This window comes from Aliivibrio sp. 1S175 (genome assembly GCF_001690985.1).
Classification (GTDB): domain Bacteria; phylum Pseudomonadota; class Gammaproteobacteria; order Enterobacterales; family Vibrionaceae; genus Aliivibrio.
In genome coordinates this window covers 73387-97670 of record NZ_MAJS01000005.1, presented here as the reverse complement: position 1 = coordinate 97670, position 24284 = coordinate 73387, and the positions used below count along the sequence as shown (strand labels likewise).

Below are 24284 nucleotides of genomic sequence, written 5' to 3'. Positions count from 1 at the left end.
TATATTATTTAAGGAGTATCTTACTCTGTAATGCATTATGGACAGTTTTTGGAACAAAACTTTCCACACTTCCTCCATGTAGAGCCACTTCTCTCACTATCGTCGATGATAAGAATGCATACTCTTCAGAAGGCGTTAAAAATACACTTTCTAATTCAGGCATGAGTTTTCGGTACATATTAGTTAAACCGAACTCATATTCAAAATCCATTGTTGTTCGTAATCCACGAACTAATAAATTAGCCTGTTTTGCTTTTGCGAAATCGACCATTAACCCAGAAAACCCTTCAACAGAAACGTTAGATAGAGATTGAATAGAATCGCGAACTAACTCCACTCGTTCTTCAAGAGTAAATAAGGTTTTTTTACTTGGGCTAGCCGCTACTGCAACTATTATTTCATCAAACATCATCGCTGAACGTTTAATGATGTCTAGGTGACCATTAGTTATGGGATCAAAAGTACCAGGATAGATTACTCGTGTTGTCATGAAGCTTTCCTTGCGTCAATAATCGTTTGATAAACATCACGATAAAGCGACGTTGTGTATTTGATATCAAATAACGCTAATTTCTCTTGGCCACCGTTAATCAATTTATTACGTAACGGTTTGTCAGTCGCGACTTCATAGATAGCGTTAGCAAGTGCTTGTGGATTTTTTGCTTCAACTAATAGGCCTGATTCTTGATCATCAATGATATCTGGAATCCCTCCAGCATTACTGCCTATTACAGGAAGTTTTGCCCCCATAGCCTCTAAAATAACAGAACCTAAGCCCTCGCTATAAGAAGGGTGGATTAATAGATCCGCAGCTGCAAACCAATCTCCCATACGATTTTGCTTACCTAAAAAGCTTACATTATGTAAATCGTATTCTTTTACTAAGCTTTCTAGTTTCTCACGTTCAGCACCATCACCAAGTAGAGCGATATGAATATTAGAATCCATTTCTTGGAGTAATTTAGCGGCTTCAACCGTCGTTTCATGCCCTTTATGATGCAGTAAATTAGCCGCTTGAATAACTAAAAATTGATTAGTAAAACGTCGCCAAATTGTATCTACATTATCTTGTTCAACAGAATAACTGACTGGAGAACTTGGGATTTTGTAAGTAACTTGATTTGGATGACGCTCTTTAATTTTATCAACGATTTCGTTACTTAAACCAATTAAAGCTGTTGCGTTTGAGTAAGCAAGGTTTGAAAGCCATTTATTTTTTAATGGGTTATCAATTCGGCGAGTCACAATGTAAGGCACACCAAAGCGCTTAGACTGAATGAGAGCCCAGTAAATCGCACGGCCTTCATGTACATGAATAACATCACAATCTGCAGTAACCGATTTCTTATGTTGTTTTGAAAAGTGGCTAGCAAGTATTAACTTACAGTTAAGCTTTTTGATTTCGTCAACAAAAGGACTTTTAGGATTAGCTACGACGGTTAGCTGATAACCTTCTTTTAATTGACGAGTGATTAATTGTAAGGTTTGGCGTTCACCGCCACTGAAACCAGAAGCTAAATTCACATGACAAATATGCATAGTATTTACCAAACCTTATTAAAGTCTTCGTTTTCAAGAACTTTAGGATCGCGTTGATATTCAAGTAATTTAGCATATTTTAAGTAGCTATTAATTGCAGAACTTAATGCTACCGTCATGCCATCAACACCACCTAAAAACCCCCGTTGAAAAATGTACTTACGAATAAATGCATTTAAGCCATGAGTGAAAGGAGAAAAGCTATTTGCGCGTTTACCTTTCTTATACATGATCTTAGCTGCTCTACCACTGAAGTTACGACCTGGTTTTGCAAATAGTTGACCTAAGTTCTCAAAAGAATAATGAATAATATCAGCATTTATACGGTCTGGATTTTTAGCTTGCACTGACGCGTGTTGTTTCACATCAGCAAAACGTGTTTTAGTTCGATCATAAAGGCGAATACAGAAATCAGGATACCAACCACATTGTTTAATCCATCGGCTACCAATGTAATTACGACGACGGAAAGCGAATGCATCATGAGGGGTAGACGTTAAATCTAACGCTTTAATTTCCTTCACCATTTCGTCGGTTAAGCGCTCATCAGCATCTAGGCTTAACACCCAGTTATTAGTGGCGTAATCGAGTCCGACATTTTTTTGAATACCATCACCAAGATAACTCTGAGTGACTACTTTCGCACCAAGTTGCTCTGCAAGTTGAACGGTATTATCCGTGCTGTTGGAATCCACAATAATCACTTCAGAACACACTTTCTGTAGCGATTTAATGCATTCAACAATATTTTTTGATTCGTTTAGAGTAATAACAATGCCGGTGATCATAAGTGCGCCTTGTTTATTTTAATGTGATGTAATTATGATAAGTTAAGTAAGGTTTTTAAGGGAGTTTTTACCATATCGAGATTAATATCTTGCATGATATGGTCGCCTTTAACGCGAGTACTCCATTTTAACTCATCAATCGATTTACTGTGTTGTGTCGTTACGTGTTGTTCATACACACTAACGACATAAGGTAAGCTGTTATAAGGACCTGTTCGTTTGGGATTGCTGTGCCCATACAGTCCAACAACAGGAGTGCCTTGTGTGGTAGCAATATGAGCGGGTCCTGAATCAGGAGCAATTACAACCTGTGCTTTATTTAATACCGCAGTTAATTTTTTTAACGAGGTTTTACCGATTAAATTAATAATAGGTAGCAGTGTTAAAGATTCAATATTTTTACCAAGTTGTTTTTCACGCTCACTTGGTGACCCACATAATACCACTTGGTAGCCATGTTCAGTTAACCAATCTGCCAGCTGAGCATAGCGCTCGGTTATCCAATTACGCTCATCTTTACTTGCGGCAGGAGAAATCACTACATACGGCTTTTCTGTAGGAATATTTGAGATCACAAACGAAAAATCATCATCCGATAAGGGAATGTTCCATATTGGTTTGCTTTTAGGTACACCCAGATACTCAACAAAAGAATAGAAACTATCTAACACATGTGCTGAAGCGGTATCTTCAATTTTTCGATTAGTGAAAAGCCATTGGCCTTCTTTAGCACGCTTACGATTAAATCCCACTTTGTATTTAGCTTTAATTCCAGCGGTTAATACGCTCGCTCGTAGCGCTAATTGCATATGGACTAAAGCATCAAAATGTTGATCCTTTAATTGAGTCCAAATCGCTTTCATTCCTTTAAATCCCAATTTTTTATCAAAAGGGATGACTGTAATATTGGGTAAATCATGGATTAACTGCGCTTCCACTTTTCCGACAATCCAAGTGATTTTGGTACTTGGCCACTCTTTTTGAATTGCCTGAACGGCGGCTATCGCATGGCAAACATCACCAATTGCAGATAAACGCAGAATACACAGAGAATTAGGGGCAGAAGTGAATAAAGGCATAGAGATGTTAACCCAAGAAGAATGAGTTAGAATTATGCTATTAACAGTCATAAATGTAAAATGACTGAGTGAGAAAGAGACTAGAAACTATACGCGGTACTAACTAGAGACTATAAGAGCAGGATTCAGATCGCTGCGCTTGCCGAGTTCAGAGGAGCTTGCTTTTAGCTCTTATAGTTTCTAGAAGCGAAGCGGTCTAGTTAGTGCAGCGTATAATCTCTAATTATTTGATATTGGAGTCTTTGTGTGAAAAAAATCCAAACAAAAAAACAAACCATTTGGTATGACGACTCAATCCTAAGCGACTCACCAGAACAATGTTGTGATCCTGAATATTGGCAACAACAAAATAAAATCATAGGTTCAGCACAAGGGCGAGGCACTACATGGTTTGTTGCTCTTGATAAAATAGAAGCGGCATTGCGTCATTATCGCCGTGGGGGTTTATTTGGGAAACTAGTAGAAGATCATTACATATTCACAGGCTGGGAAAAAACACGCAGTTATCAAGAGTTTCAATTATTGAATACATTAATTGAGGCTGGCGTTAATGTACCAAAGCCAATTGCAGCGAAAGCAGTAAAGCGAACGTTTTGCTATCAAGCTGATTTATTAAGCGAAAAAATACCTAATGCGCGTGATCTTGTTGCTATTTTGCAAGAAAGACCATTATCACAAGATATGTATCAAAAGATCGGTCGTGAGATTAGAAAAATGCATGCAGCTCAAGTAAATCATACCGATTTAAATATCCATAATATTTTGATTGATGATAAAGAGAATGTCTGGATTATTGATTTTGATAAATGTCATCAGCAAAAAGGCGATGATTGGAAGCAAGGCAACTGGGATAGGTTGAAACGTTCATTTTTAAAAGAAGTGAATAAAAGAAATATTCATTGGAGCGGAGATGAATGGGACTATTTAAATTAAATAGGCCCATTATCGTATGGCTATCGTTTCAATTGAGCTAAAGCTAATGCGCTAACCTTATCGACAGTGATCGAATTAATACATTTATCTTCTTCATTTGGTGCAACAGCCCAAGAATTTTCATGTGAATAAAACCATTCACTCATTGTATTGTATGGTGATGCCTCTTTGTTTTTCCATCCCCATAATGTAATTAATGGAACGGTTAGCATCTGGAAAATATGGGTAGGACCACAATCATTCGCGATAGATAATTTTGAGGATAGAGCCAGTTCAATCAATTCTGATACCGTAGGGCAATGATGAATTTTTGTTGGAACATTCGCAATTTTACTTGGAATACTTTCTTCATAATGTTTCTCATCAGGCCCAAGAACCCAATTTATTACGGATAGTTTAGGATAGTGCGTAGCAATTTGTTCAGCAGTAGCCAGATAATGAGTTAGATCCCATCGTTTATAGTCACCAGCCCCACCACCAGGAAGCAAGGTTAATCCCTCGCCTTCTTTTCGAGTGTTAGCATCAACTAAAGACTTAATAATGTTAGGTGCGTAATTCTGACCTCTAACGGTATTCAGTAAAGTTAGGTGACTATTTGCTATATATTGAAAACCTTTGTTTATATGAAGATAGTGTAGGTAGCAGTACTTATGTAACTTGTTACTACTATGACCAAATGATTGCTTAATATTACTTAACTTTATAGCTGCATGTACTTTATCTGAGCCTGAATATAAATTATATACAGCATCATATTTATGGGCTTTAAGTTCATTAACTAAACGAAAAAAACTGAATTTTTTATAGTTTATAATTGAAGAAACAGCATCAACAGCATGTAACACTTTGCTTTGTTCGAACTTTGACCATACTTCAATGTTTGCTTCAGGGTATTCAGCTTTTAATGCGCAGAAAAAAGGTAATTGAGTTAGAATGTTACCAAAGTGTGGTCTACTTGGAACAAAGACCGCTATTTTCATTATGCTTTTCCTTTTATTTACACATATAAATCAACTCGATATTATATAACGTTTCCAATATTTACAGTACAGGCACTAGGGTTATACTGGTTAATTATGCTGAACACTTCTAATTTCAAACAAAAAATTCATAGCCATGGTTGGTTTATTTTAATTAATAGCCTTATTGCTATGGCTATTGCCACTCGTTATTTTGCTTTCTTGCCAGAAATCCCAACCGATATTTTAGGATTGAGTTTTCTTCTGTCTGGCACATTTAGTCAGATGGTTTTACTCGCTAGTATTATTGGTTTGGTAACATTACCAGCTATTTTTATTAAGAATGCAAAAGTACGTAATGGCACTCAAGCGTTTGTAGCGTCGTTAGGTATTGCAGTACTGTTTATTGATACATTAGTGTTTGCTCAATATCGATTCCACATTAATGCGGTTGTGCTTGAGTTAGTTCTATCTGGACAAGTCGTCAGTTTCCCATTAATCACTTGGATAACGGTTATTGGTGGTGTTATTGCATTGATTGTTGGTCAATACCTATTGATCTCATGGTTAGAAAAACCAGCAGCAGTAACACAACATAAATTGGGTCGTAAATTTGCCATCATTACCTTTTTTGCGTTATTAGCAACCCATGGTATTCATATTTGGGCAGCGGCGAATGCCTACCAACCTGTGACAACCGTAAAGCGCTACTTGCCGGTATTTTATCCAGCAACATCAACAAGTATGATGAAGAAATACGGTTGGGTAGATGAAGAGGCGATTGCTCGTCAAGATGCGATGAAAATGAACCGTAAGAGTGATTTAAATTACCCACTAGCCCCATTACAAAAAGAAGTGGTTGAGAAGCCACTTAATATTATGATCTTGGCAATTGACTCATGGCGAGCAGATACCTTTAATGCTGAAAATACGCCAAATATGTGGGAATACGCACAAGATGGAATGGTTTTTAATAATCACATAGCCACGGGTAACGCGACACGGACAGGTATTTTTGGCTTGTTTTATGGCATTCCAGGTACGTATTGGCATGGATTTCTAGCGAATCAAAAATCACCAGTACTGATTGATCGTCTACAAGAACTTAATTATGAAATGGGGATATTTACTGCCGCTCAATTAGAAAAACCTGAATTTAATCAAACCGTATTTAAAAATATCCCAAATTTACGTATTAAATCTGAAGGTAATTCACCATCGGAATTAGATAAAGACTTAACTAAAGATTGGTTAGCGTGGTATAGCAAACGTGATACCTCAAAACCTGCGTTTTCATTCTTATTTTATGACGCACCACATGGTTATGATTTTCCGAAAGACTACCCACACCGTTATGAACCAATGCTAGATAATATTAACTATTTAGAATTGAACAATGATAGTGACCCAACGTTATTCTTTAATCGCTATAAAACCAGTGTTCATTTTGTTGATAGCGTAGCAAAACAAGTTCTTGATAAATTAAAAGAAACGGGTGATTTAGATAATACAGTTGTGATTATTACAGGGGATCACGGGCAAGAAATGAATGATAATCGCATGAACTTTTGGGGGCATAATAGTAACTTTACCGACGCTCAAGTGAATGTGCCTTTCATTATTATTGCTCCTAAAGTAAACAATAAAACAATAGATTGGAAATCTGATGAGCTAACCAGCCATCAAGATGTCGTTCCAACCTTGATGAAAAACTACTTAGGCGTAACCAATGATATTAAAGATTATTCTGTTGGCGAGGATCTACTAGGTAAGCATGTAGACCGAAATTGGATCATGTCGTCTAACTACAGTGGCTATGCAATTATAGAAAAAGAGTCCATTTTAGAAGTGGGGTCAACGGGACAATACCAATTATTAAATAAGATGAATCGACCAATTAAAGATGCTGAATTGAATTATCAGCATCTTCAAGAAGCGTTAGAGCAGATTAGTCGATTTAATAAATAGAAAGCTTTGTTGTTTATAAGGATTAGGCTTAATAAAACTTACTATTTTTAAACGCATCTCCATTTAATGATAAAAAAACCTCATCAGCTTTGATGTGTGTTTGAAAATAACTATGGTTACCATAATATTGGTAGCCATTTTTTTTAATTTTTTGATTAATCCAACGTTTAAGTTTTTTCTCAAGCCTATCTTTAGCTCGTAAATCATGCATCGTATCAAAAGCGAGGACTTTTTCTTGTTGTTTGGCGTAAGATAATGAATGGCTATAACAAGAGCTGTTCTCTAACAATGAGCTGTTTTTAAACCAGGGTGGGAGTGCTGTTCTAGAATGCTCTGGACCATAAGGGAATAGTTTAATTCCTCGCAAATGATTAACATAAAATAGAATATTCTCAGGGATAAACGTACTTTTTTGTAGAGCTAAATGTAATGCAATAGCTGAGGCAATATGTTCATCATGTGGGTCAATTTCTGGGTGTGTGACTAAAATTGTTGTTGGTTTAATATGTTCAATTAATTCAATGAAATCTTGAATTAAAGCGGCACCACTATTTATATTATTAGTATCATTAGATAGTTTAACATGGTTCCATTGACGAAAATTATTTGGAGATATATCAGAAATAGAAGGATGTGAGACAATGTCTTTTGGAGTATTCAATACAGATGAACTTGAAATATTAAAGTAACCTAAAGACAACAATTGCTGCATAGGTACTTTAGCTAGTAAAGGAGTAGTCATACTATTCCAACTACGAATATAACCCTTTCGCTTTTCTGCTCTTGAAATTTCAGTATCTAAATTTTGGACATATTGGCGTTCTAAACCTTGTAAGTTCGAGCCAATATTAACTGTCGCGATCCAAGTATTAGGTGCATAGTCACTATATAAACCATATGCTGAAAGTTCAGCATCATCGGCATGAGGAGCAATAATTAATATTGGTCCTGACGCTAAATCAGGTTTTTTGAAACCAAATAATTGATTGTTAGAAGATATTTTACAGTTCTCACATGTAATTGAGATATCGTTTACATTTTTAATCCCAGTAATATTTAAATATCTAATGCCTTTCTGATTAGCTTCAAAATATTGTTTATTAGATATTTCACAACCATTTACGGATATGATCCCTGGTTTCTTTTTACTTAAAGATGTGTAGTTGCAACGTAGTAAAATAGAGTGATTTTCGGTTATAAGTGAGTGTTGATCATCACACGTTAAAAAACCGTTCTCTGAAATGTTAGCAATACATTCCCAAGTTGCTTTTAATGGATATTTGTAATCAACTTTTTTCATACCGTGGCCTATATTTTATTTATCTGCTGCAGTGTTTTTTCTACAGCTCCTTTATTTTTTTCCATAAAACGTAAAGTATTTTTTTGTAGTTGTTCTCTGTATTGCTCATCTCTAAAAATCACAATAAGATTATCTGTTAGTTCCGTTGTATTATGAGCAACTATAGCCGCGTTATTGTTTATAAGTTGTTGTGTTATTTCTTGAAAATTAAAATAACTTGGACCAATTAAAGACGGTTTACCTAATGCAGCAGGTTCTAATATATTGTGCCCACCGACCTTATCACCAAGTAAGCTTCCTCCCATAAAACAGATGTCAGAGGCACCAATGAGTGTCAACATTTCTCCCATCGTATCCGCTAGATACACTTGAGTATCTGCTGTTATCGTTTGATTTAAGGTACGTTTGATACAGTTAACATTGGATTGAAGGCAAAGTTCAAATACGGAATTAAATCGCTCTGGGTGACGAGGAACTAAAATTAACAGCGCATTGGGAATTGTTGATAGCAAGGATTTATGAGCAGCTAATATTTGTTCATCTTCTCCTTTATGTGTACTCGCTGCAATCCAAGTGGGACGAGAGGCTCCAAGTTTCTTGCGCAGTTCTACTCCCAATTTTTGTATTTGCTGGGTAATCAAGATATCAAATTTTACAGATCCAGTAACATGTACTTTTTCACGGTTGATACCAAGTGCAACGAATCGATCTGCATCATCTTGATATTGGCAACAAACATGAGTTAAGTGTTTACCAAGTAGATTAAATATCGGTTGTATTTTTTTATAGCCTAAAAACGATTTTTCAGAGAGACGCGCATTTAATACTGAAATAGGAATACCAAATTTTGACACTGTATAGAGAGTATTTGGCCATAACTCCGTTTCCATGATCAGCATTTTTTCAGGCTTTGTTGCTTTTAAAAAACCACGAACCGCAAAGCAAAAGTCAATCGGCATATATCTGTGTTCAACCAAATCACCTAGCTTTTCTATTTGTTCTGCACCTGTGCTGGTTGTTGTTGTAACAAGAATTGGCTGTTCGGGGTTTTGTTTCTTTAAGGCGTTAATTATTGGTATAGCGGCAATAGCTTCACCAACAGAAACAGCATGAATCCAAATAGGATTAATATTGGATTTTAAGGCAAGGGTAAAACCAAAATGTTCTTTCCAACGCAGGCCAAACGAAGGTTTTCCATCTTTCTGTTTATACAGAGAATAGAGTAAAAAAGGAGACAATAAAAAAAGCAAAATGGTATAGCAATAGCGAAGTATCATCCCGTAAACTCGTTTATATACTTATTAATAATCGTTTTAGCATCAAAATTATGCAGTGTTTTTTGGACAGAAATATCAAATGATTCATCCCACTCAGTATTTAAAGCCAAGTGTATTTTTTCGCTAAGAGATGTAGGGGTTTCTTGTGCTAAAAAAAGCGCTAAATCACCATTCATAATTTGTCTAACTCCTCCCTTACAATCTGTAGAGACGACTTTTGTTTGACAAGCCAACGCTTCAATTAATACCATTCCTAACCCTTCCGATTTTGAGCTTAGAATAAATAGATCTGCCTGTTTATACCAAGGGAAAGGATTGGATTGTTGTCCCTTTAAATAAATGCGTTCAGTAAGGTTAAGAGCTATGATTTTTTTCTTTATCGTATGTAAATCTTTGCCTGCCCCTACGATTAAGAGATCTTGTTTAATATCATGATTTTTAATCGCATGGTTATAGGCATCAATAAGCAATGAAAAGTTTTTATTCGGAACTAATCGACCTAAACCTAAAATGTATGAGTTATGGTGGAGTTGCTTATCGGTATGCGACTCTAGCTCAATTTGCTGAAAATCATTAGGATTTGAGATAATTAGGTGCTTTTCAGGTGTGATTGAATACGTTTTGATCAAATCAGAGAAGCTATCGTAGGCGCCATCAGAAACGCAAACTACTTTTCTATTATCAAATAACTTGGAAAAAATATATTTAGAGAACTTTCCATATTTATACTTGGTTTGTACACTTTCACAAACATAAACATACCGAGGGTCATGCAAGTTCCATAAATGCTCGAACGTACCTTGCCCCCTAAAGATAATTAAATCAAATGGGTGACCATTTTTTTTCTCTAACTGATTAAGTTTCTTTTTAAAAAAATAAGACTCAGCAAAGGAAAACCAAAGAGGGAATGTTTTTTTAAAAACTATATTTAAAATTTTGCAAATAAAGAACCATAGAACCCCAATTCCCGTCGATAACACAGCTTTTTTTAAATTAAACAGATGGACGGGTAGTTCTTTATTTCTTGGATTAACTTCTTTTTTTCGGTTTTTCAAATAAATTAAATCAGTAGAATGGCCGTCATTATAAAAAGAATCTGCTAAATTGACAGCAACACGTTCCATACCACCAATTTTTAAGCAGTTAACAACAACAGCAATCTTCATGTTAATTATCCTCTTTTTTTATAGGTTTTTTTAATGATGAGGTTAAGTAAAAAGTATAAAACCCAGCGAACATAATATTGTGGGTATAGACACCAAAACTTCGACCATTAAACGTCTCGAAGAAATTGATACAAGCCCAAAAAGTAACAAACATCAGTGAAAATAAAGTGATGTTATTTAATTCTGGTTGCTGTTTTTTTGTGATAAATAAAGAGCGAACTAACCAATAATATAAAGTATAAATAAGAAGAAGCCCTAGGAGGCCATAAGCGACGAGAGTTTCAATATGATAGTTATGTAAATGTCCATAATCTTTTAGATCACCAGTGAATTTATCAGATTGTTGAATAACTTGAGCGATGGCTTCAGAATCACTGCCAATTAAAGGGTGACGTTTTATCCAGTCAGTTGCCGCAATCCAAGAATTTACTCGAATGCCAATACTGGTCATTGGAATATTATCTAAGTTACCAGAAGCAATGTGTTGTAATGTACTCGTTTCAACTAATACACGTTGTTGTAGTCTTTCAGACTGACTAAGGGCAATAAAAGTAATAGTAAGAAGTAGGTAGCTCATTGCTATACGTTTACGGCTGGAGTTTGGAAATATTAAAGTGTAAAAAATAGGTGTAATTGAAATAGTAAAAGCAAGAGCAAGCCAGACTTGTCGTGACTGAGTAACAATGGTAATAAATGCAAAGAAGATAAGGGCCAAAATAAGAGTAGCAGACATCAATATTCTTATTTGAGTTGAGGTCCCTTCAAATGGTTTTTTCTTCAATAGTAATTGCGACAAAATGAAAACACTAATTAACAGTGAAATACCTGAAAACATTGAAGTGAATTGAGCATTTTTAATTGCAAAATCAACACGTTCTCCACTCATAGCGCGAGCGACTTCAGTAAAGAAATCAACATGAACAAAGCAACCAAGGATAAAGCCAGCCGCTAAGGTCCCCCATAATAGATAAACATTGCGAAGACTGCCTTTTAACCAATAAGCAATAAATACAAAACTGAATAATTTGGCAAGGCGATCTATTTTAGGTCCACTATTTGCGATATCCGGTAAATAAACAAGGGAGTTTAACCAACTAGCAACTTGAATGAGCAAAGCGAGACCTAATAGCTTTAACATTGGGTCTTTGAATATTTTTTTTCTTTCGATTATAAGTATTGGTAGTGAGCAAAGAATAAAGATTGATCTGAATAGATTGCTAACATTATCAAATGGGATTGATGTTAAGGAAAATAAATAAATAGATGTCAAAACAAAATAACGATATTTTGAGCTTTGAAAAAGAGTTTCTAATGCATTCATATAATTATTCTTCAATTCAGTTTAATTTAGTCAAAACTAATTTAGGGTCTAACTCTTTCAAGCACTTCAAATGACCAAGAGGACATTCTCGTTTAAAGCAAGGTCGACACTCAATATCAGTTCCAACGATATCAACTTTTTCTGCTAATGGCGGGGTGTACTTTGGTGAAGTAGAGCCGTAAACACCAACTACGTGACAACCTACAGCAGCGGCAACATGCATTAAACCTGAATCATTACTAACAACGGTTTTGCAAGCGGCAAGTAAATCAACCGCTTCAATTAAGCTTGTATCTCCAGCTAGGTTAAATACTGATTTTTGATTGTCAGAACCGACTAAAGACTTAATTGTCTCAGTTGTTTCTTTATCTTTAGCAGATCCAAATAGCCATACTTGATGGCCACGATTAATCATCTCATTCGCTACAGCTGCATAGTGCTCAACAGGCCACTGTTTTGCCGGGCCAAATTCCGCACCAGGACATAAACCAAGGACAGGCTTTTCCGTCGATAGAGAGAACTTAGTTAACGTGGCTTGCTGGACCTCAGTATCAATCGCAAGCTTAGGGCGTGGTAGATTATCTAATCCACCTAACGAGCTTGAATCAATCATTTTTGATTTAGGATGGGCTAACGCAACGTAGCGTTCAACCATGTATTGAAATGATTTTTTATTTGGACGCAAATCGTTTAATAAACCATAACGCATTTCGCCTTTCCAACCAGTTCGAACTGGGATACCTGCAAACCACGGAATTAATGCTGATTTGGCAGAGTTGGGGCAAATATAAGCGTGCGTGTAATTATCATTTTTTAATTCTTTACCAAGAGCCCTTCGGCCTAGAAGATTAAAATCACCGTGACCAAGAGGCATTTCTATTGCTTGGTTAACCTCAGGCATTCTCTCTAGAATAGGTTTACACCAAGCAGGGGCCATAACATCGATAGTTGCCTCGGGGTACAGTTGTTTTAATGTGATATACAGTGATTGAGACATCACCATGTCACCTACCCATGATGGACCAATAATTAGGATTTTCATTCTTTATTTTTCCAATGCAAACTTTTCATTAGTGATTCATAGGTACGAAATAATTCAATGTAAGCTTTATTGAATAGAGAAATACCATTTTTATTTTTACGTGTGGAGCCAATGGTGGATGATATATCAGCACGAGTAAATAGATCTGGTGAGACACTATAGGTTTGTACCTGATGTCGCCAAGGTTTTTCCATATAATCATCAACAGGTTCTAAAAATTCGTGAGCATTATCTACAAAGCGTTGAGCGACTTTAGGGCTAACAATATACGCTGTTGTGCCACAGGTTTTTCTCTCATAACCACCAAGTTGAAATTCAGGTGTTAGATTTACAATATTTGTGAATTGAGACTTCTGTGTTGCTGATAATTTAATATAACCGTATTTATTTATGTATTGAAAGCTTAACTCAATCAGTTCTTTTGCTTTGGATATTGGATCGACATTATCTTCGATGATCACAATAGACTCGTTTAATTCAATACTTTTTTTCCACAAACCATAATGACTGGCAAAACAAGCGACTTCATTAGCTTTTAATGTGTAACCTTTGTGTTTTTTTGTCGTAAGAGGTCGAGCATGATCAGAATATTGAAAGTCTTCAACTGAGCCATCAATCGCATCAAAAAATTCAAAAGAGATATCAAGAGCATCTAAATGTGTTTGAATACGCTCTCGACGATCAACTGAACGTTTTAAACTGACAACAAATACTTTCATATAATTTATCTACCAGAACAATTTTGGAAACTAGAAACTAGAAACTAGAAGAGCGTGCATTACTGATTGATAACAAAATCTATCAGCATCAGTACTTCGCTCTTATAGGAGCGAAGCGGTCTAGTCTCTAGTTAGCGAAGCGTATAGTTTCTACTTATTCACAATCGTCATATACTCAGCAATACCATCGGCTACTGACTTAAACTCAACATCACAACCTGCAGCGCGTAACTTAGTTAAATCGGCTTGAGTAAACTCTTGGTAAGCCCCTTTTAGATGGTCAGGGAACGGGATAGTTTCCATTTCCCCTTTACCATGGTGCTTAATTACGGCATCAGCAACTGCGCGGAATGGTTCAGCACGGCCAGTACCACAGTTATAAATACCTGATACGCCATTTTCTAAGAACCAAAGATTAACCGCAGCCACATCGCCTACGTAAACGAAATCACGTTTAAATTCGTCACTGCCTTCAAACAATTTCGGATTATCGCCAGCGTTCATTTGGTTATTTAAATGAAAAGCAACAGAAGCCATTGAGCCTTTATGCTGTTCACGAGGACCATATACATTGAAGTAACGGAAACCGGTAATTTGAGATACGGTTTCACCGTGTGCTTCAGCATCCGCCCATAGACGACGAACATAGTTATCAAACTGCTGTTTAGAATACCCATAAACGTTTAATGCGCCTTCGTACTCACGCTCTTCTATGAATGTATCTGTCTCGCCATACGTTGCCGCAGATGATGCGTATAAGAATGGAATTTCACGTTCGATACAAAAATGAAGTACTTCTTTAGAGTATTCATAGTTGTTCATCATCATGTATTTTCCGTCCCATTCTGTCGTTGCAGAGCAAGCGCCTTCATGGAAAATAGCGTCAATAGAACCAAAATCATCACCCGCCATAATTTGCGTAATGAAGTCTTCTTTATCCATGTAATCAGTGATATCAAGATCAACTAGGTTCTTGAATTTTTTACCGTCTTTAAGGTTATCAACCACTAAAATATCGTTGAAGCCTTTGTCATTTAAAGATTTAACAATGTTGCTGCCAATCATGCCAGCGCCGCCAGTTACAATGATCATTTTGATACCACGATTTATTAAGATAATTGCTTGAATTGTAGCAGAGAAGAAGTGCAGGCGCTACGGCGGTAGAGCAGGTTTCAGGACGCTTCGCTTGCAGGATTCAGAGGTGATCGTTGTAGTTTCAACGATCGCAATACCGTTCCTCCCCTTGATTGATAAGTTATTGAAATTGATGATGTTGACATAAGGGGAGGTTAGGAGGGGTTGTTAATAAATAATTTTGAATATGCTCGCAATTTCTTCAGATCTTTAGTTGATTGTTTTCTTTTTCTTCTATTGTAGATGGAATACAACCCCCTCTAACTCCCCCTTGTATTGACTTTATTACTTTCATACATACAGCGGTAAAGGGGGAGAACAGTCTTTGACGCTGTAATAACAACGATCACCTCTGAATCCTGCAAGGGAGCCTGCGACCGATCTGAACCCTAAGATCTAAAACCAAAAAAGGATCACCCATGCCAACACCCCAAAAACACTCAACCCAAACCACAAATTTTGAAATAAACCTAAAACATCACGGTGGAAAACTTGGCGTTACCGGCTCTTGCCACGAGCTTTGCATTAATAACAACGGCAACAACCAAAGCATACTGATTGATTGTGGTCTATTTCAAGGAAGAGATGCGAAAGATAAGAACGGCAACGACAAAAAACTCGATATTGAATTTCCTATTTCACACCTAAAAGCGCTAATTCTTACTCATACTCACATCGACCATATTGGGCGCTTACCTTGGTTATTAGCAAAAGGGTTCAAGCAACCCATTTACTGTACTCCAGCAACGGCCGAGCTTGTCCCGCTAATGTTAGATGATGGATTAAAGCTGCAACTAGGATTAAACAAAGGCCAAAGAGCAAGAGTATTAGAATTAATAAGAAAACAAATAAAACCCATCCCATACAACCAATGGCACCGAATCCCTCTTTCTTCTAAATCTCGCTCTTTACGCTCTTCCTCGTCCCTAAAAACTAGCCCCTCATACCTGCTCTTAAGATTCCAACCCGCTGGCCATATCCTCGGCTCCGCTTACGTCGAAATCAAACTCCCCAATAATGAAATCGTTGTATTCTCTGGCGATCTTGGTCCATCCAATACCCCATTATTACCTGATCCAATTTCACCTAAACGTGCCGACTTACTAGTAATAGAAAGCACTTACGGCAATAAACTTCACGACAGCGTAGAAACCAGAGCTAAGCGCTTGCAACAGATCATAGAACGTTCCTTAGACGATGGCGGTGCAATCATCATTCCCGCATTCTCAGTAGGTCGAACTCAAGAGCTGTTGTTTGATATCGAGCACTTAATCCATCACCACAAAATTGACTCAAACATCCCCATTATCTTAGATTCTCCACTCGCTAACAGAGTCACCAAGCAATACCGCCGCTTTAAAAAATTGTGGAGTAAAGAAGCCAAGACCAAGCTAAACAATCAACGTCACCCACTAAACTTTGAACAATGCATCACCATAGAAAGCCATAAAGAACATATTCAAGTCGTTAATCGCCTAAAAAGTACCGCAGAGCCTTGCATCATTGTCGCCGCCAGCGGCATGTGCGCCGGAGGCCGAGTAATGAATTACTTAGAAGCCTTATTACCAGATAAACGCACCGACATTATCCTCGCAGGTTACCAAGCCCACGGTACTTTAGGCCGAGATCTCCAAAATCAAAAATCAACCGTCTGGATAGATAATCAACCCGTCGAAGTAAATGCACAAATCCATACTATGTCAGGCTATTCAGCTCATGCCGATCAGGCAGATTTGATTAAGTTTGTTGATGGGATTGAGGAGGGAAGAAAAGAAGTGGTTGTTGTACATGGTGAAGATAACGTGCGCGAGGAGTTTGAGAGGGTGCTGGAGACTAGAAACTATACGCTGCGCTAGTTAGGGAAATAAGAGTTCAGATCGCTGCGCTTGCAGAATTCAGAGGGGGTAGTTATTAGATTGTTCAATAATAGTAAGGATATATATGCGTTGTGAGAAGTTGAAAGTTTGGAAAAGGGCTTGTCGTTTATCTTGTGAAATTTACAAGGCCACTTCAAGTATTAAAGATTATGGGTTTAGAGATCAAATAACACGTTCAGGGTTATCTGTACCATCGAATATTGCTGAGGGAGAAGAAAGAAGCGGTGTAAAAGAGCAAATACGATTTTTGAATTATTCTCAAGGTTCTGCCGCTGAATTAATAACACAGTTATTTATAGGGATAGAAATAGGATACATAGAAAAACAGAAAGGCTTAGAATTGATAAATGAAACTAAAGAGATTTTAGCTATTATCTCTCAGTTGTCTAAAAATAAGAAAGCAGTGCTGAAGAATTAAAGCGAATACCTCTGAATTCTGCAAGCGCAGCGATCTGAACTCTTCATCCTAATTAACATTTCCGCTATACTTCAGTATCGACATTTCTTAAGTCAAACCATTAACATAAGGCGCACGCTTCCATGAAAACAAAAGACAGGATCATTCACGGTGCCTTAGAACTCTTCAATAAAAATGGTGAACGTAACATCACCACCAACCATATCGCCGCGCATCTTGAAATAAGCCCTGGTAATCTGTATTACCATTTCCGTAATAAAGAAGAGATCATCAATGGCATCTTTGATAATTACGCACAAGAACTAAAAACACGATTTCAACCAATGGCAGAAAACGAACCATCAGTCATGCCAAGCGCGCAGATCATGCTTAGTTACCTTGATTCTATTTTTGTCTTGATGTGGAACTACCGTTTCTTTTACGCCAATTTACCCGATATTTTAAGCAGAGATACGGGATTAAAAGAAAAATACACCAAAGCACAAGAATCTCTAAACGATAACCTTATTAGTATCATGAACGGATTTAGAACGTCCGGCCTTATTGCGCTTGAAGATGATGAATTACTCGCACTAACTAAGACATTACACTTAGTATCGTCATGCTGGATAAGTTACCAAACCGCACAATTGTCAGATAAAGAAATAACAGAAGCGGTGGTTTATCAAGGCATGTTACAAATGCTAAATGTCGTGAGACCAATGGCCACAGCGCAGGGTAGAGTGCAGATATTAGAATTAGAAGCGCATTATAAGGGCAGGTTATAGAGTTCAGTTCGGTCGCAAGCTCCCTTGCAGAGTTCAGAGGTGATGCTCTGGGCTCCTCCCCTTTATTGATATAAGGGGAGGTTGGGAAGCGTATAGTTTCTAGTTCTTATCTAACTTTTGATTCTCTCGTAAACCACGGCGATCTCTCATCTGTCAGATCATACAACTCATGCTCTTTATTTAGCATCTGTCCGCCATCGCGAGTCAGAGGTTGCCAGTTAAAGTTCGCACGGTTCTTACTTGGTTTCACCGTCATGATGTCGAACGGGATCGAAATATAGAATCCTTTGGTGTAACTGCCTTCACCAAACTCCTCAGCTGATAAATCCGTAAAGCTTGCATACGCACCGGCGATCACGCCAGAATCAAACTGTTTAGAGAAATCGACACGAGTTCCTTTATCGCCAGCCAAGAATTGACCAACGCCCACTTTAAGTAATGTATTCTTTAAGAAAGTCCATTGTGGGGCATAGTAAGCGGTGGCAAACCCCGTCATACCACTTGAAACAACCGTATAATCTCGACCATATTCTCCACCGTCTTGCTGGTCTTGTTCGTAAAAACCAAACCAATCACCCGGTGTACGTTGTTTAATATAAGTTGCATCAACGCCGAATGCCCAATTTGAATTCAGTGGACGGTACATCACTTCAGAGCCAATACCACCAAACATACTTTCTAAATAACCCGCATACACTTGGCTGTAAAAGCCAGAACCGTATTCTTCAAACCAAGTTAATTGAAGACTGTTCATGCGCACTGGATTTTCATGGACATAAGCACGGAACATAGTACGAACACGAGGAACAGAAGTCCCATCGGGCGGTGTGATGTAATTAAATTTATCGTAGTTATCAACCAAATTAAAATACACACTGCCAGAAGCTTGCACTTTATCCGTCAACCACACCGAACCTGCGGTATTAATCCCGATAGCATAAAGATAAAAGTTTTCAGCACTGCCAATAGATTGCGATAAGGTTGGTGAAATTGAGTAATCCCAACGTTCAAGAGTATTGCTTTTAAGTTCATTGTCTACGGGTGAATAAGTGACTTCATCGGTTTGACTTGCATCGGCAATATCCGCATCGAAGTATTCATTGTTTGCCACTTTCTTATACTGCTTCGCATCTATCAGGGTTTCAGAAACCGGCATCGATTGATTAGTTTCAACAATACGATAAGTTGAAATGGTTGCAGGAACGTTATTCGCCAAAATACGAGAAGCACGATTATGGGCTTCATCGCTATCGCGGTATTTATTTTGCTCTGCAATAATCGTTACAGAATCATCGTTAGCGTAAATTTTACTTTCTTTATAGCCGGCGTTGCCATTCAACTGTTGATTAACACGCTTCCAATCAACCTCATCAATCGAATCATGAGTTGATTCACTATAAGATGCGATAGGCTCATCACGCCAAATCGCCTTCATGCTATTAAAGTTAGTACTTAAATTAACCCCAAGCGTAAGCGTATCTCCACGCTCGTAACTCACCTTAATATCCCCCCAATCACCTAACCCATACAAAACCCCAAAGTTCCACGGGGTGTGTTGAGTCATGTCTATATTACCGCGAGTGACAGGGAAATCTTGACTGTAGTCATTACTGTCATATTCCACTTTTAAACGCAGTGGCTGATAAGGCGTTTGATATTCTAAACCACCATAAATAGCCGCCGGGCCTTTAAACCAACGTTCAAAATCTACGCTTCCGCCTTTGCCTTTGTAATCACTTTGGCGAGAACAAAATTTATCCGAGGCTTTACAGAAAGGATTGGTGATATTACCACTTTGGCCTAAGTAGCCCCAGCCCATACCCACCGTCACATCAAGATTGCCGAATCGTTTGGTTGCGGCAACAAACTCACCATCAAATAACCCTGTGCCACCAAAATCACGAACGCCGATTGATGTTTCAGGCAGCCATTGGCTTTCTTCTAGTAAGCGGATTTTAAAATCAATGCCTTTATCGGTGTATTTAGTGCTGCCACTAAAGCTTTCATCACCGCTATACAGTAAATCTTGCACCAAGGTGTAACGAATGGTGGTTTCTAACCATGGCATGACCTGTAAAGACACATTGTAGTGGTGGTATTCGTTATTAAGTGTTGCGCCAATATTGAACTCACCTTCAGGAGCCATACGACCAGAAGGCATTTGGATTAAGCCCACGCCACCAAAATCCGTTTGCGAAGTAGATAATGTAACGGGTTCAAATTCATTAGCAAAAACAGAATAAGGAAGAGAAGAGGCAATAACTCCCGCAATAAGGGAGAGAGAAAACGTAGGAGCCATCATAATTAAAATGCCTTATTACGAAGCAGTTGAACAATAGAATCATTTAAAGAGGAATAATCAGCAGGGAGATCCGCAAAAGGGACAAACACAATTGCCCCGGGCGCTAAATACACCGGTTTGTTTTGCCATACTGAAAATTCAGTGTGTTGAACCTCACCATTAGGTTGAATGACATAAATAATAGAAGTATCTGCAACAGAAGAAAGGGGCAGATTTTCAAGATAGTCATCAATAATAGCGTGTTCAATTAATGGCAATTCAAGACTTTTTTCAGAATTAATGGCCCCAAAAAAAGAAACGCCAATAGGGCGAGCCCCTAAAAATAATTGGTAGTTACCAGATAAAAGAGGGTTTGCTTTATCATTAATTCGCAGTAAATCAGCATCAAATGGCGCAAAAACACGAGTTACAAACGACGTTTTCTCTAATTGTAAAGAGAGTTGCGTCGCAGATTTTGCATATTTATTTTTAGACGAAAAGAGTGATGTCTCTCGAGAAAGTGAAGATAGCGAGTTAATCACTTCATTTCGACGATCTTCACTGTTTTTCTGTTTGTTTTTATCGCCTAATACCACGCCTAAATTATAAAAATCAGCATGAGTATTTGCATCAACAGCCACTTGAGACAACCGAATTGGCTGGCTGTAATTAAGCTCTAAATCTTGTTTAGGTAAGGTTACGGTTAGCGTATTTTTAACTTCAGATGTGGGGTCATAAGTAGCGGCAACACCGTAGGCCGAAACCGACAGTGCAAGAATAATAAATAAAGAAGAAAGGAAACGCATAATCACTCCATGTTTATCTAACATATTGATTGAATGTAATTTATAAAGAGAAAGGTTTTAGGATTGTCATTTCAATATTGCCCATATTAGGGCCTAGATATTGATGAGATTTAACCACGTTGTCTTTACTGTCAATCCAATATTGATTGGTAAATGAAGCTTCCAAAGAAGGGATAGAGACCACCTCTATAATCTCTGTGACTTCTTTCTCCCACACCGTCGTTTTTAATTGTGATTTATTTCTTAGTATTGGAGTAATCGTTGCTTGGTAATTGAATAAATAACGGTTATCCGTCCTCCAATCATAATGAGCAGACCAAATCGTTTGTTTTTTGTTTATCGAAGCAAATGAAGGTAACGATGGAAGGTTGATAGGAGTGATAGCAACAAGGTTTTTTTGTGCTAAACCAAGGGTTTTTACTATGCGACCATTTTCAGTAATAACCATGGCTTTATCTGCAGAAAGCCACTTTAACTGCATCACCCCAGTCTTAGGGTTTGGCTCTGCAAACGCCAATACCATAAAGAGTGTTGCGCCATCATTAATGCGCACAAAGCTGCTTGCATAAGGTAATTCCGTGATTTCTTGCTGAGATAGCGCGACATCGTCCGCACCAAAAATGGCTTCATCAAGGGTAGCATTAACATCATTGAATTTTTGGGTACAAGCAGAGAGTACCGCTGTAATAAGTAAGATAGAGATTGTTTTAAATATAAGTAGAGGATTTATCGAGGAAAACATGATCCTGAGGCCCTGCCGTATGTGTTGTAAAAATAAATAAATTAAAAGGTTAGTTGACGTCAAACCTAGGATAAAAAACCGTAGATCCGCAAGTTATAAATACACAAAAACCATCAACCGGAGTTGATGGTTTTAATATATTCACAACAGAATCTGTGGATTAGTTTGTTGTTACAGATGTAGTCGTTGAGTCAGAACCTGAATCAGCAACAGCAACAACAGCAACTACTGCAGCAACACCGACAGCGACAGCAGTAACAGTAGCAGTACCAGCAGCAGCACCTGCAGCGCCAGCAGTACCAGCAGCAGTACCTGAAGTTGAAGTAGCAGCAGCAGTTGTTGTTGCTTCAGCGGCTGCAAATGCAGAACCAGCAGTCATAGCTAGCATAAGAGCGATAGCAGTCTTTTTCATAAGAATAACCTTATCTATTTTATATTAGGTGATGAATATTTACTCAGTTTATGAGCAAACTTCGAGCAAAGTACCATATCAAGTTCTATATGGTAAATATAAAAATCACATCGATTATAAAAATAAAACAAAATTACTGCCATTTAATCTCAAAAATGAGGCGCAAAGTCTCGTTATTGATAGTTTTGTATATTGTATTTTGGTGAAATTTATGTTCGCAAAGGGAGGGGCTGCTATGTATAATGCCGCGCTTATAAATTGAATATTTATTTAAGTATAGATTAAGCATTAACGTATTAATAAGTGCGTTGTAAAATTAAGATTTAATGACTTTTTTATCATTAAATCGGTGGGTTGAATATATTCTTATTTATAAATATTTAAATACATAAATAGATTTAATAGCTTTTTTATTAAAACATATCATCGCGCTGAGAGGGAATGTGCCTAACTACCTCTGGGCGGTAGCGTCTTTAAATTTTGTTACCTTTAAGTTGAAATCATGCCCATTAGTAAAACACATCAATCGTTAACCGCTGGCGTATTCCTGTTGCTGTTAAGTGGCTGTACTGTATTTCCCGGCTCACACATGTCGACATCCGATAAAAATAAAGTAGAAGAAGAGCAAAGCGAAGACGCGAAAGAAAACTATTCTACCGATGTTAATATCTACGAGTTAACGCCTCAAAAAGTGGCGCAATACCAAACGACACAAGCATCAGCACAAGCAAACATTGAACTTGAAAAGAAAGTGGCAAGTTACGAATACCGTGTAGGCCCTGGTGATATTTTAAATGTGACTATTTGGGACCACCCTGAATTAACCATCCCTGCGGGTTCATACCGTAGCTCAAGTGAATCGGGTAACTGGGTTCATGCTGACGGTACTATTTTTTACCCTTACATTGGTACCGTGCAAGTTGCAGGGAAAACCGTAAGAGAAATCAGAACTATTCTTGCAAAGAAACTGAGCAAGTTTATTGAAAGCCCGCAAGTAGATGTCAACGTTGCAGCATTTCGTGCTCAAAAAGCCTATGTAACGGGTGAAGTTGATAAGCCAGGGCAACAAGCGATTACTAATATCCCATTAACGTTACTCGATGCGATTAACCGCGCGGGTGGGTTAGCAGAAGATGCAGATTGGCGTAATGTCACGTTGACGCGTAATGGCAAAGAAGAGACCTTGTCTTTATATGCGCTAATGCAACGTGGTGATTTAAAGCAAAACCGATTATTAGAATCTGGCGATATTATTCACGTTCCTCGTAATGACACTCAAAAAGTGTTTGTAATGGGTGAAGTGAAAGATCCAAAATTACTTAAAATTGATCGTTCAGGCATGAGCCTAACCGAAGCACTAAGCAGTGTTGGTGGTATTAATGAATTATCAGCCGATGCAACCGGCGTGTTTGTTATTCGTTCATCAAGCCCTGAAGATAAAGCAACCAGCATGGCTGATATTTATCAATTAAATATTAAAGATGCATCTGCACTTATCATCGGTACTGAGTTTGATTTAAAACCTTACGATATCGTTTATGTTACCGCAGCACCAATCACCCGTTGGAACCGTCTAATCATGCAATTAATGCCAACCATCTCAGGCTTTAATGAGCTAACAGAAGGCGCATTACGAGTTAAGAATTGGCCATAAAAACGAAGTTTTTAATAGCAGGCGCTAGAAAGATCAGGGACTAGGGACGAGTAAAAGCAATTTAGCTCTTACTGGTCCCTAAACCCTCGAAACTCATTAAAA

At 37.7% G+C, this 24284-nt stretch carries 22 protein-coding genes; 6 read left to right on the top strand and 16 right to left on the bottom strand.

The features are described from left to right. Positions 1 to 4 precede the first annotated feature (4 nt). Genes coaD through A6E06_RS01155 form a run of 4 tightly spaced genes read right to left on the bottom strand, consistent with a single transcriptional unit; the run spans position 5 to position 3406 of the window. Positions 5 to 490 carry a pantetheine-phosphate adenylyltransferase gene (gene coaD, locus A6E06_RS01170; RefSeq protein WP_065594439.1) on the bottom strand — a complete coding sequence of 162 codons (486 nt, stop codon included), beginning with the start codon at positions 488 to 490 and terminating at the stop codon, positions 5 to 7. Continuing rightward, on the bottom strand, positions 487 to 1539 hold the full coding sequence (locus A6E06_RS01165; RefSeq protein WP_065594438.1) for a glycosyltransferase family 4 protein: 1053 nt from the start codon (positions 1537 to 1539) through the stop codon (positions 487 to 489). The genes coaD and A6E06_RS01165 overlap by 4 nt, the downstream gene beginning before the upstream one ends. Positions 1540 to 1544: 5 nt before the next feature. Next, entirely contained in the window at positions 1545 to 2327 is a 783-nt protein-coding gene (locus A6E06_RS01160) for a glycosyltransferase family 2 protein (protein ID WP_065594437.1), read from the bottom strand. Between the two features lie 32 nt (positions 2328 to 2359). Continuing rightward, complete coding sequence (locus tag A6E06_RS01155) at positions 2360 to 3406, bottom strand: glycosyltransferase family 9 protein (RefSeq protein ID WP_065594436.1); 1047 nt, start codon at positions 3404 to 3406, stop codon at positions 2360 to 2362. A 246-nt stretch (positions 3407 to 3652) separates the two neighbouring features. On the opposite strand from A6E06_RS01155, the gene A6E06_RS01150 reads away from it, so the two are divergent. Beyond that, positions 3653 to 4339, top strand: coding sequence for a 3-deoxy-D-manno-octulosonic acid kinase (locus A6E06_RS01150; RefSeq protein WP_065594435.1), 687 nt, complete (start codon positions 3653 to 3655; stop codon positions 4337 to 4339). 20 nt (positions 4340 to 4359) lie between these two features. On the opposite strand, the gene A6E06_RS01145 is transcribed toward A6E06_RS01150, so the two are convergent. After that, a complete protein-coding gene (locus A6E06_RS01145) occupies positions 4360 to 5319 on the bottom strand; it encodes a glycosyltransferase family 9 protein (RefSeq protein WP_065594434.1) in 960 nt (319 codons plus the stop codon). A gap of 96 nt (positions 5320 to 5415) precedes the next feature. Here A6E06_RS01145 and A6E06_RS01140 point away from each other — a divergent pair, with 96 nt between their 5' ends. Next, positions 5416 to 7266, top strand: coding sequence for a DUF3413 domain-containing protein (locus tag A6E06_RS01140; RefSeq protein ID WP_065594433.1), 1851 nt, complete (start codon positions 5416 to 5418; stop codon positions 7264 to 7266). Positions 7267 to 7294: 28 nt separating this feature from the next. On the opposite strand, the gene A6E06_RS01135 is transcribed toward A6E06_RS01140, so the two are convergent. From A6E06_RS01135 to rfaD, 7 genes are all read right to left on the bottom strand, one after another. Further along, entirely contained in the window at positions 7295 to 8566 is a 1272-nt protein-coding gene (locus tag A6E06_RS01135; RefSeq protein WP_065594432.1) for a PIG-L family deacetylase, read from the bottom strand. An 8-nt stretch (positions 8567 to 8574) separates the two neighbouring features. Then, complete coding sequence (waaA, locus tag A6E06_RS01130) at positions 8575 to 9843, bottom strand: lipid IV(A) 3-deoxy-D-manno-octulosonic acid transferase (RefSeq protein ID WP_065594431.1); 1269 nt, start codon at positions 9841 to 9843, stop codon at positions 8575 to 8577. Beyond that, positions 9840 to 11009, bottom strand: coding sequence for a glycosyltransferase (locus A6E06_RS01125; RefSeq protein WP_065594430.1), 1170 nt, complete (start codon positions 11007 to 11009; stop codon positions 9840 to 9842). The genes waaA and A6E06_RS01125 overlap by 4 nt, the downstream gene beginning before the upstream one ends. 1 nt (position 11010) lies before the next feature. Then, complete coding sequence (locus tag A6E06_RS01120; protein WP_176713267.1) at positions 11011 to 12147, bottom strand: O-antigen ligase family protein; 1137 nt, start codon at positions 12145 to 12147, stop codon at positions 11011 to 11013. A gap of 199 nt (positions 12148 to 12346) precedes the next feature. Continuing rightward, positions 12347 to 13372, bottom strand: coding sequence for a lipopolysaccharide heptosyltransferase II (gene waaF, locus A6E06_RS01115; protein ID WP_065594428.1), 1026 nt, complete (start codon positions 13370 to 13372; stop codon positions 12347 to 12349). Then, positions 13369 to 14091 (bottom strand): glycosyltransferase family 25 protein, encoded by a 723-nt coding sequence (locus tag A6E06_RS01110; RefSeq protein ID WP_065594427.1) that lies wholly within the window; start codon positions 14089 to 14091, stop codon positions 13369 to 13371. Before A6E06_RS01110 ends, waaF begins: the two co-directional genes overlap by 4 nt. Positions 14092 to 14241: 150 nt before the next feature. Beyond that, a complete protein-coding gene (gene rfaD, locus A6E06_RS01105; protein WP_065594426.1) occupies positions 14242 to 15183 on the bottom strand; it encodes an ADP-glyceromanno-heptose 6-epimerase in 942 nt (313 codons plus the stop codon). Between the two features lie 461 nt (positions 15184 to 15644). On the opposite strand from rfaD, the gene A6E06_RS01100 reads away from it, so the two are divergent. The 3 genes from A6E06_RS01100 to A6E06_RS01090 all read left to right on the top strand — a co-directional run bounded on the left by A6E06_RS01100 (position 15645) and on the right by A6E06_RS01090 (position 18287). Further along, the gene (locus tag A6E06_RS01100; RefSeq protein ID WP_065594425.1) at positions 15645 to 17081 is read left to right on the top strand and encodes an MBL fold metallo-hydrolase RNA specificity domain-containing protein; all 1437 of its coding nucleotides are present in this window, start codon (positions 15645 to 15647) and stop codon (positions 17079 to 17081) included. A gap of 85 nt (positions 17082 to 17166) precedes the next feature. Further along, positions 17167 to 17520 carry a four helix bundle protein gene (locus A6E06_RS01095; RefSeq protein WP_065594424.1) on the top strand — a complete coding sequence of 118 codons (354 nt, stop codon included), beginning with the start codon at positions 17167 to 17169 and terminating at the stop codon, positions 17518 to 17520. 122 nt (positions 17521 to 17642) lie between these two features. Continuing rightward, positions 17643 to 18287 carry a TetR/AcrR family transcriptional regulator gene (locus A6E06_RS01090; RefSeq protein WP_065594423.1) on the top strand — a complete coding sequence of 215 codons (645 nt, stop codon included), beginning with the start codon at positions 17643 to 17645 and terminating at the stop codon, positions 18285 to 18287. 106 nt (positions 18288 to 18393) lie between these two features. Here A6E06_RS01090 and A6E06_RS01085 read toward each other — a convergent pair whose 3' ends face one another. The 4 genes from A6E06_RS01085 to A6E06_RS01070 form a co-directional block, all read right to left on the bottom strand. Next, positions 18394 to 20589, bottom strand: a complete 2196-nt coding sequence (locus A6E06_RS01085) for a YjbH domain-containing protein (RefSeq protein WP_065594422.1) — start codon at positions 20587 to 20589, stop codon at positions 18394 to 18396. A gap of 2 nt (positions 20590 to 20591) precedes the next feature. Continuing rightward, the gene (locus A6E06_RS01080; RefSeq protein ID WP_065594421.1) at positions 20592 to 21374 is read right to left on the bottom strand and encodes a capsule biosynthesis GfcC family protein; all 783 of its coding nucleotides are present in this window, start codon (positions 21372 to 21374) and stop codon (positions 20592 to 20594) included. 40 nt (positions 21375 to 21414) lie between these two features. After that, entirely contained in the window at positions 21415 to 22116 is a 702-nt protein-coding gene (locus A6E06_RS01075) for a YjbF family lipoprotein (RefSeq protein WP_255312042.1), read from the bottom strand. A 160-nt stretch (positions 22117 to 22276) separates the two neighbouring features. Then, a complete protein-coding gene (locus A6E06_RS01070; protein ID WP_065594420.1) occupies positions 22277 to 22528 on the bottom strand; it encodes a hypothetical protein in 252 nt (83 codons plus the stop codon). 502 nt (positions 22529 to 23030) lie between these two features. On the opposite strand from A6E06_RS01070, the gene A6E06_RS01060 reads away from it, so the two are divergent. Further along, positions 23031 to 24182: a polysaccharide export protein gene (locus A6E06_RS01060; RefSeq protein ID WP_065594418.1), complete on the top strand. Its 1152-nt coding sequence runs from the start codon at positions 23031 to 23033 to the stop codon at positions 24180 to 24182. Positions 24183 to 24284 lie beyond the last annotated feature (102 nt).

What these genes read in the sequence shown, in the direction of transcription:
- coaD (WP_065594439.1), bottom strand. Translation starts at nt 490, where the DNA reads ATGACAACACGAGTAATCTATCCTGGTACTTTTGATCCCATAACTAAT.
- A6E06_RS01165 (WP_065594438.1), bottom strand. Translation starts at nt 1,539, where the DNA reads ATGCATATTTGTCATGTGAATTTAGCTTCTGGTTTCAGTGGCGGTGAA.
- A6E06_RS01160 (WP_065594437.1), bottom strand. Translation starts at nt 2,327, where the DNA reads ATGATCACCGGCATTGTTATTACTCTAAACGAATCAAAAAATATTGTT.
- A6E06_RS01155 (WP_065594436.1), bottom strand. Translation starts at nt 3,406, where the DNA reads ATGCCTTTATTCACTTCTGCCCCTAATTCTCTGTGTATTCTGCGTTTA.
- A6E06_RS01145 (WP_065594434.1), bottom strand. Translation starts at nt 5,319, where the DNA reads ATGAAAATAGCGGTCTTTGTTCCAAGTAGACCACACTTTGGTAACATT.
- A6E06_RS01140 (WP_065594433.1), top strand. Translation starts at nt 5,416, where the DNA reads ATGCTGAACACTTCTAATTTCAAACAAAAAATTCATAGCCATGGTTGG.
- A6E06_RS01135 (WP_065594432.1), bottom strand. Translation starts at nt 8,566, where the DNA reads ATGAAAAAAGTTGATTACAAATATCCATTAAAAGCAACTTGGGAATGT.
- waaA (WP_065594431.1), bottom strand. Translation starts at nt 9,843, where the DNA reads ATGATACTTCGCTATTGCTATACCATTTTGCTTTTTTTATTGTCTCCT.
- A6E06_RS01125 (WP_065594430.1), bottom strand. Translation starts at nt 11,009, where the DNA reads ATGAAGATTGCTGTTGTTGTTAACTGCTTAAAAATTGGTGGTATGGAA.
- A6E06_RS01120 (WP_176713267.1), bottom strand. Translation starts at nt 12,147, where the DNA reads ATGTTAAAGCTATTAGGTCTCGCTTTGCTCATTCAAGTTGCTAGTTGG.
- waaF (WP_065594428.1), bottom strand. Translation starts at nt 13,372, where the DNA reads ATGAAAATCCTAATTATTGGTCCATCATGGGTAGGTGACATGGTGATG.
- A6E06_RS01110 (WP_065594427.1), bottom strand. Translation starts at nt 14,091, where the DNA reads ATGAAAGTATTTGTTGTCAGTTTAAAACGTTCAGTTGATCGTCGAGAG.
- rfaD (WP_065594426.1), bottom strand. Translation starts at nt 15,183, where the DNA reads ATGATCATTGTAACTGGCGGCGCTGGCATGATTGGCAGCAACATTGTT.
- A6E06_RS01100 (WP_065594425.1), top strand. Translation starts at nt 15,645, where the DNA reads ATGCCAACACCCCAAAAACACTCAACCCAAACCACAAATTTTGAAATA.
- A6E06_RS01095 (WP_065594424.1), top strand. Translation starts at nt 17,167, where the DNA reads ATGCGTTGTGAGAAGTTGAAAGTTTGGAAAAGGGCTTGTCGTTTATCT.
- A6E06_RS01090 (WP_065594423.1), top strand. Translation starts at nt 17,643, where the DNA reads ATGAAAACAAAAGACAGGATCATTCACGGTGCCTTAGAACTCTTCAAT.
- A6E06_RS01085 (WP_065594422.1), bottom strand. Translation starts at nt 20,589, where the DNA reads ATGATGGCTCCTACGTTTTCTCTCTCCCTTATTGCGGGAGTTATTGCC.
- A6E06_RS01080 (WP_065594421.1), bottom strand. Translation starts at nt 21,374, where the DNA reads ATGCGTTTCCTTTCTTCTTTATTTATTATTCTTGCACTGTCGGTTTCG.
- A6E06_RS01075 (WP_255312042.1), bottom strand. Translation starts at nt 22,116, where the DNA reads ATGTTTTCCTCGATAAATCCTCTACTTATATTTAAAACAATCTCTATC.
- A6E06_RS01070 (WP_065594420.1), bottom strand. Translation starts at nt 22,528, where the DNA reads ATGAAAAAGACTGCTATCGCTCTTATGCTAGCTATGACTGCTGGTTCT.
- A6E06_RS01060 (WP_065594418.1), top strand. Translation starts at nt 23,031, where the DNA reads ATGCCCATTAGTAAAACACATCAATCGTTAACCGCTGGCGTATTCCTG.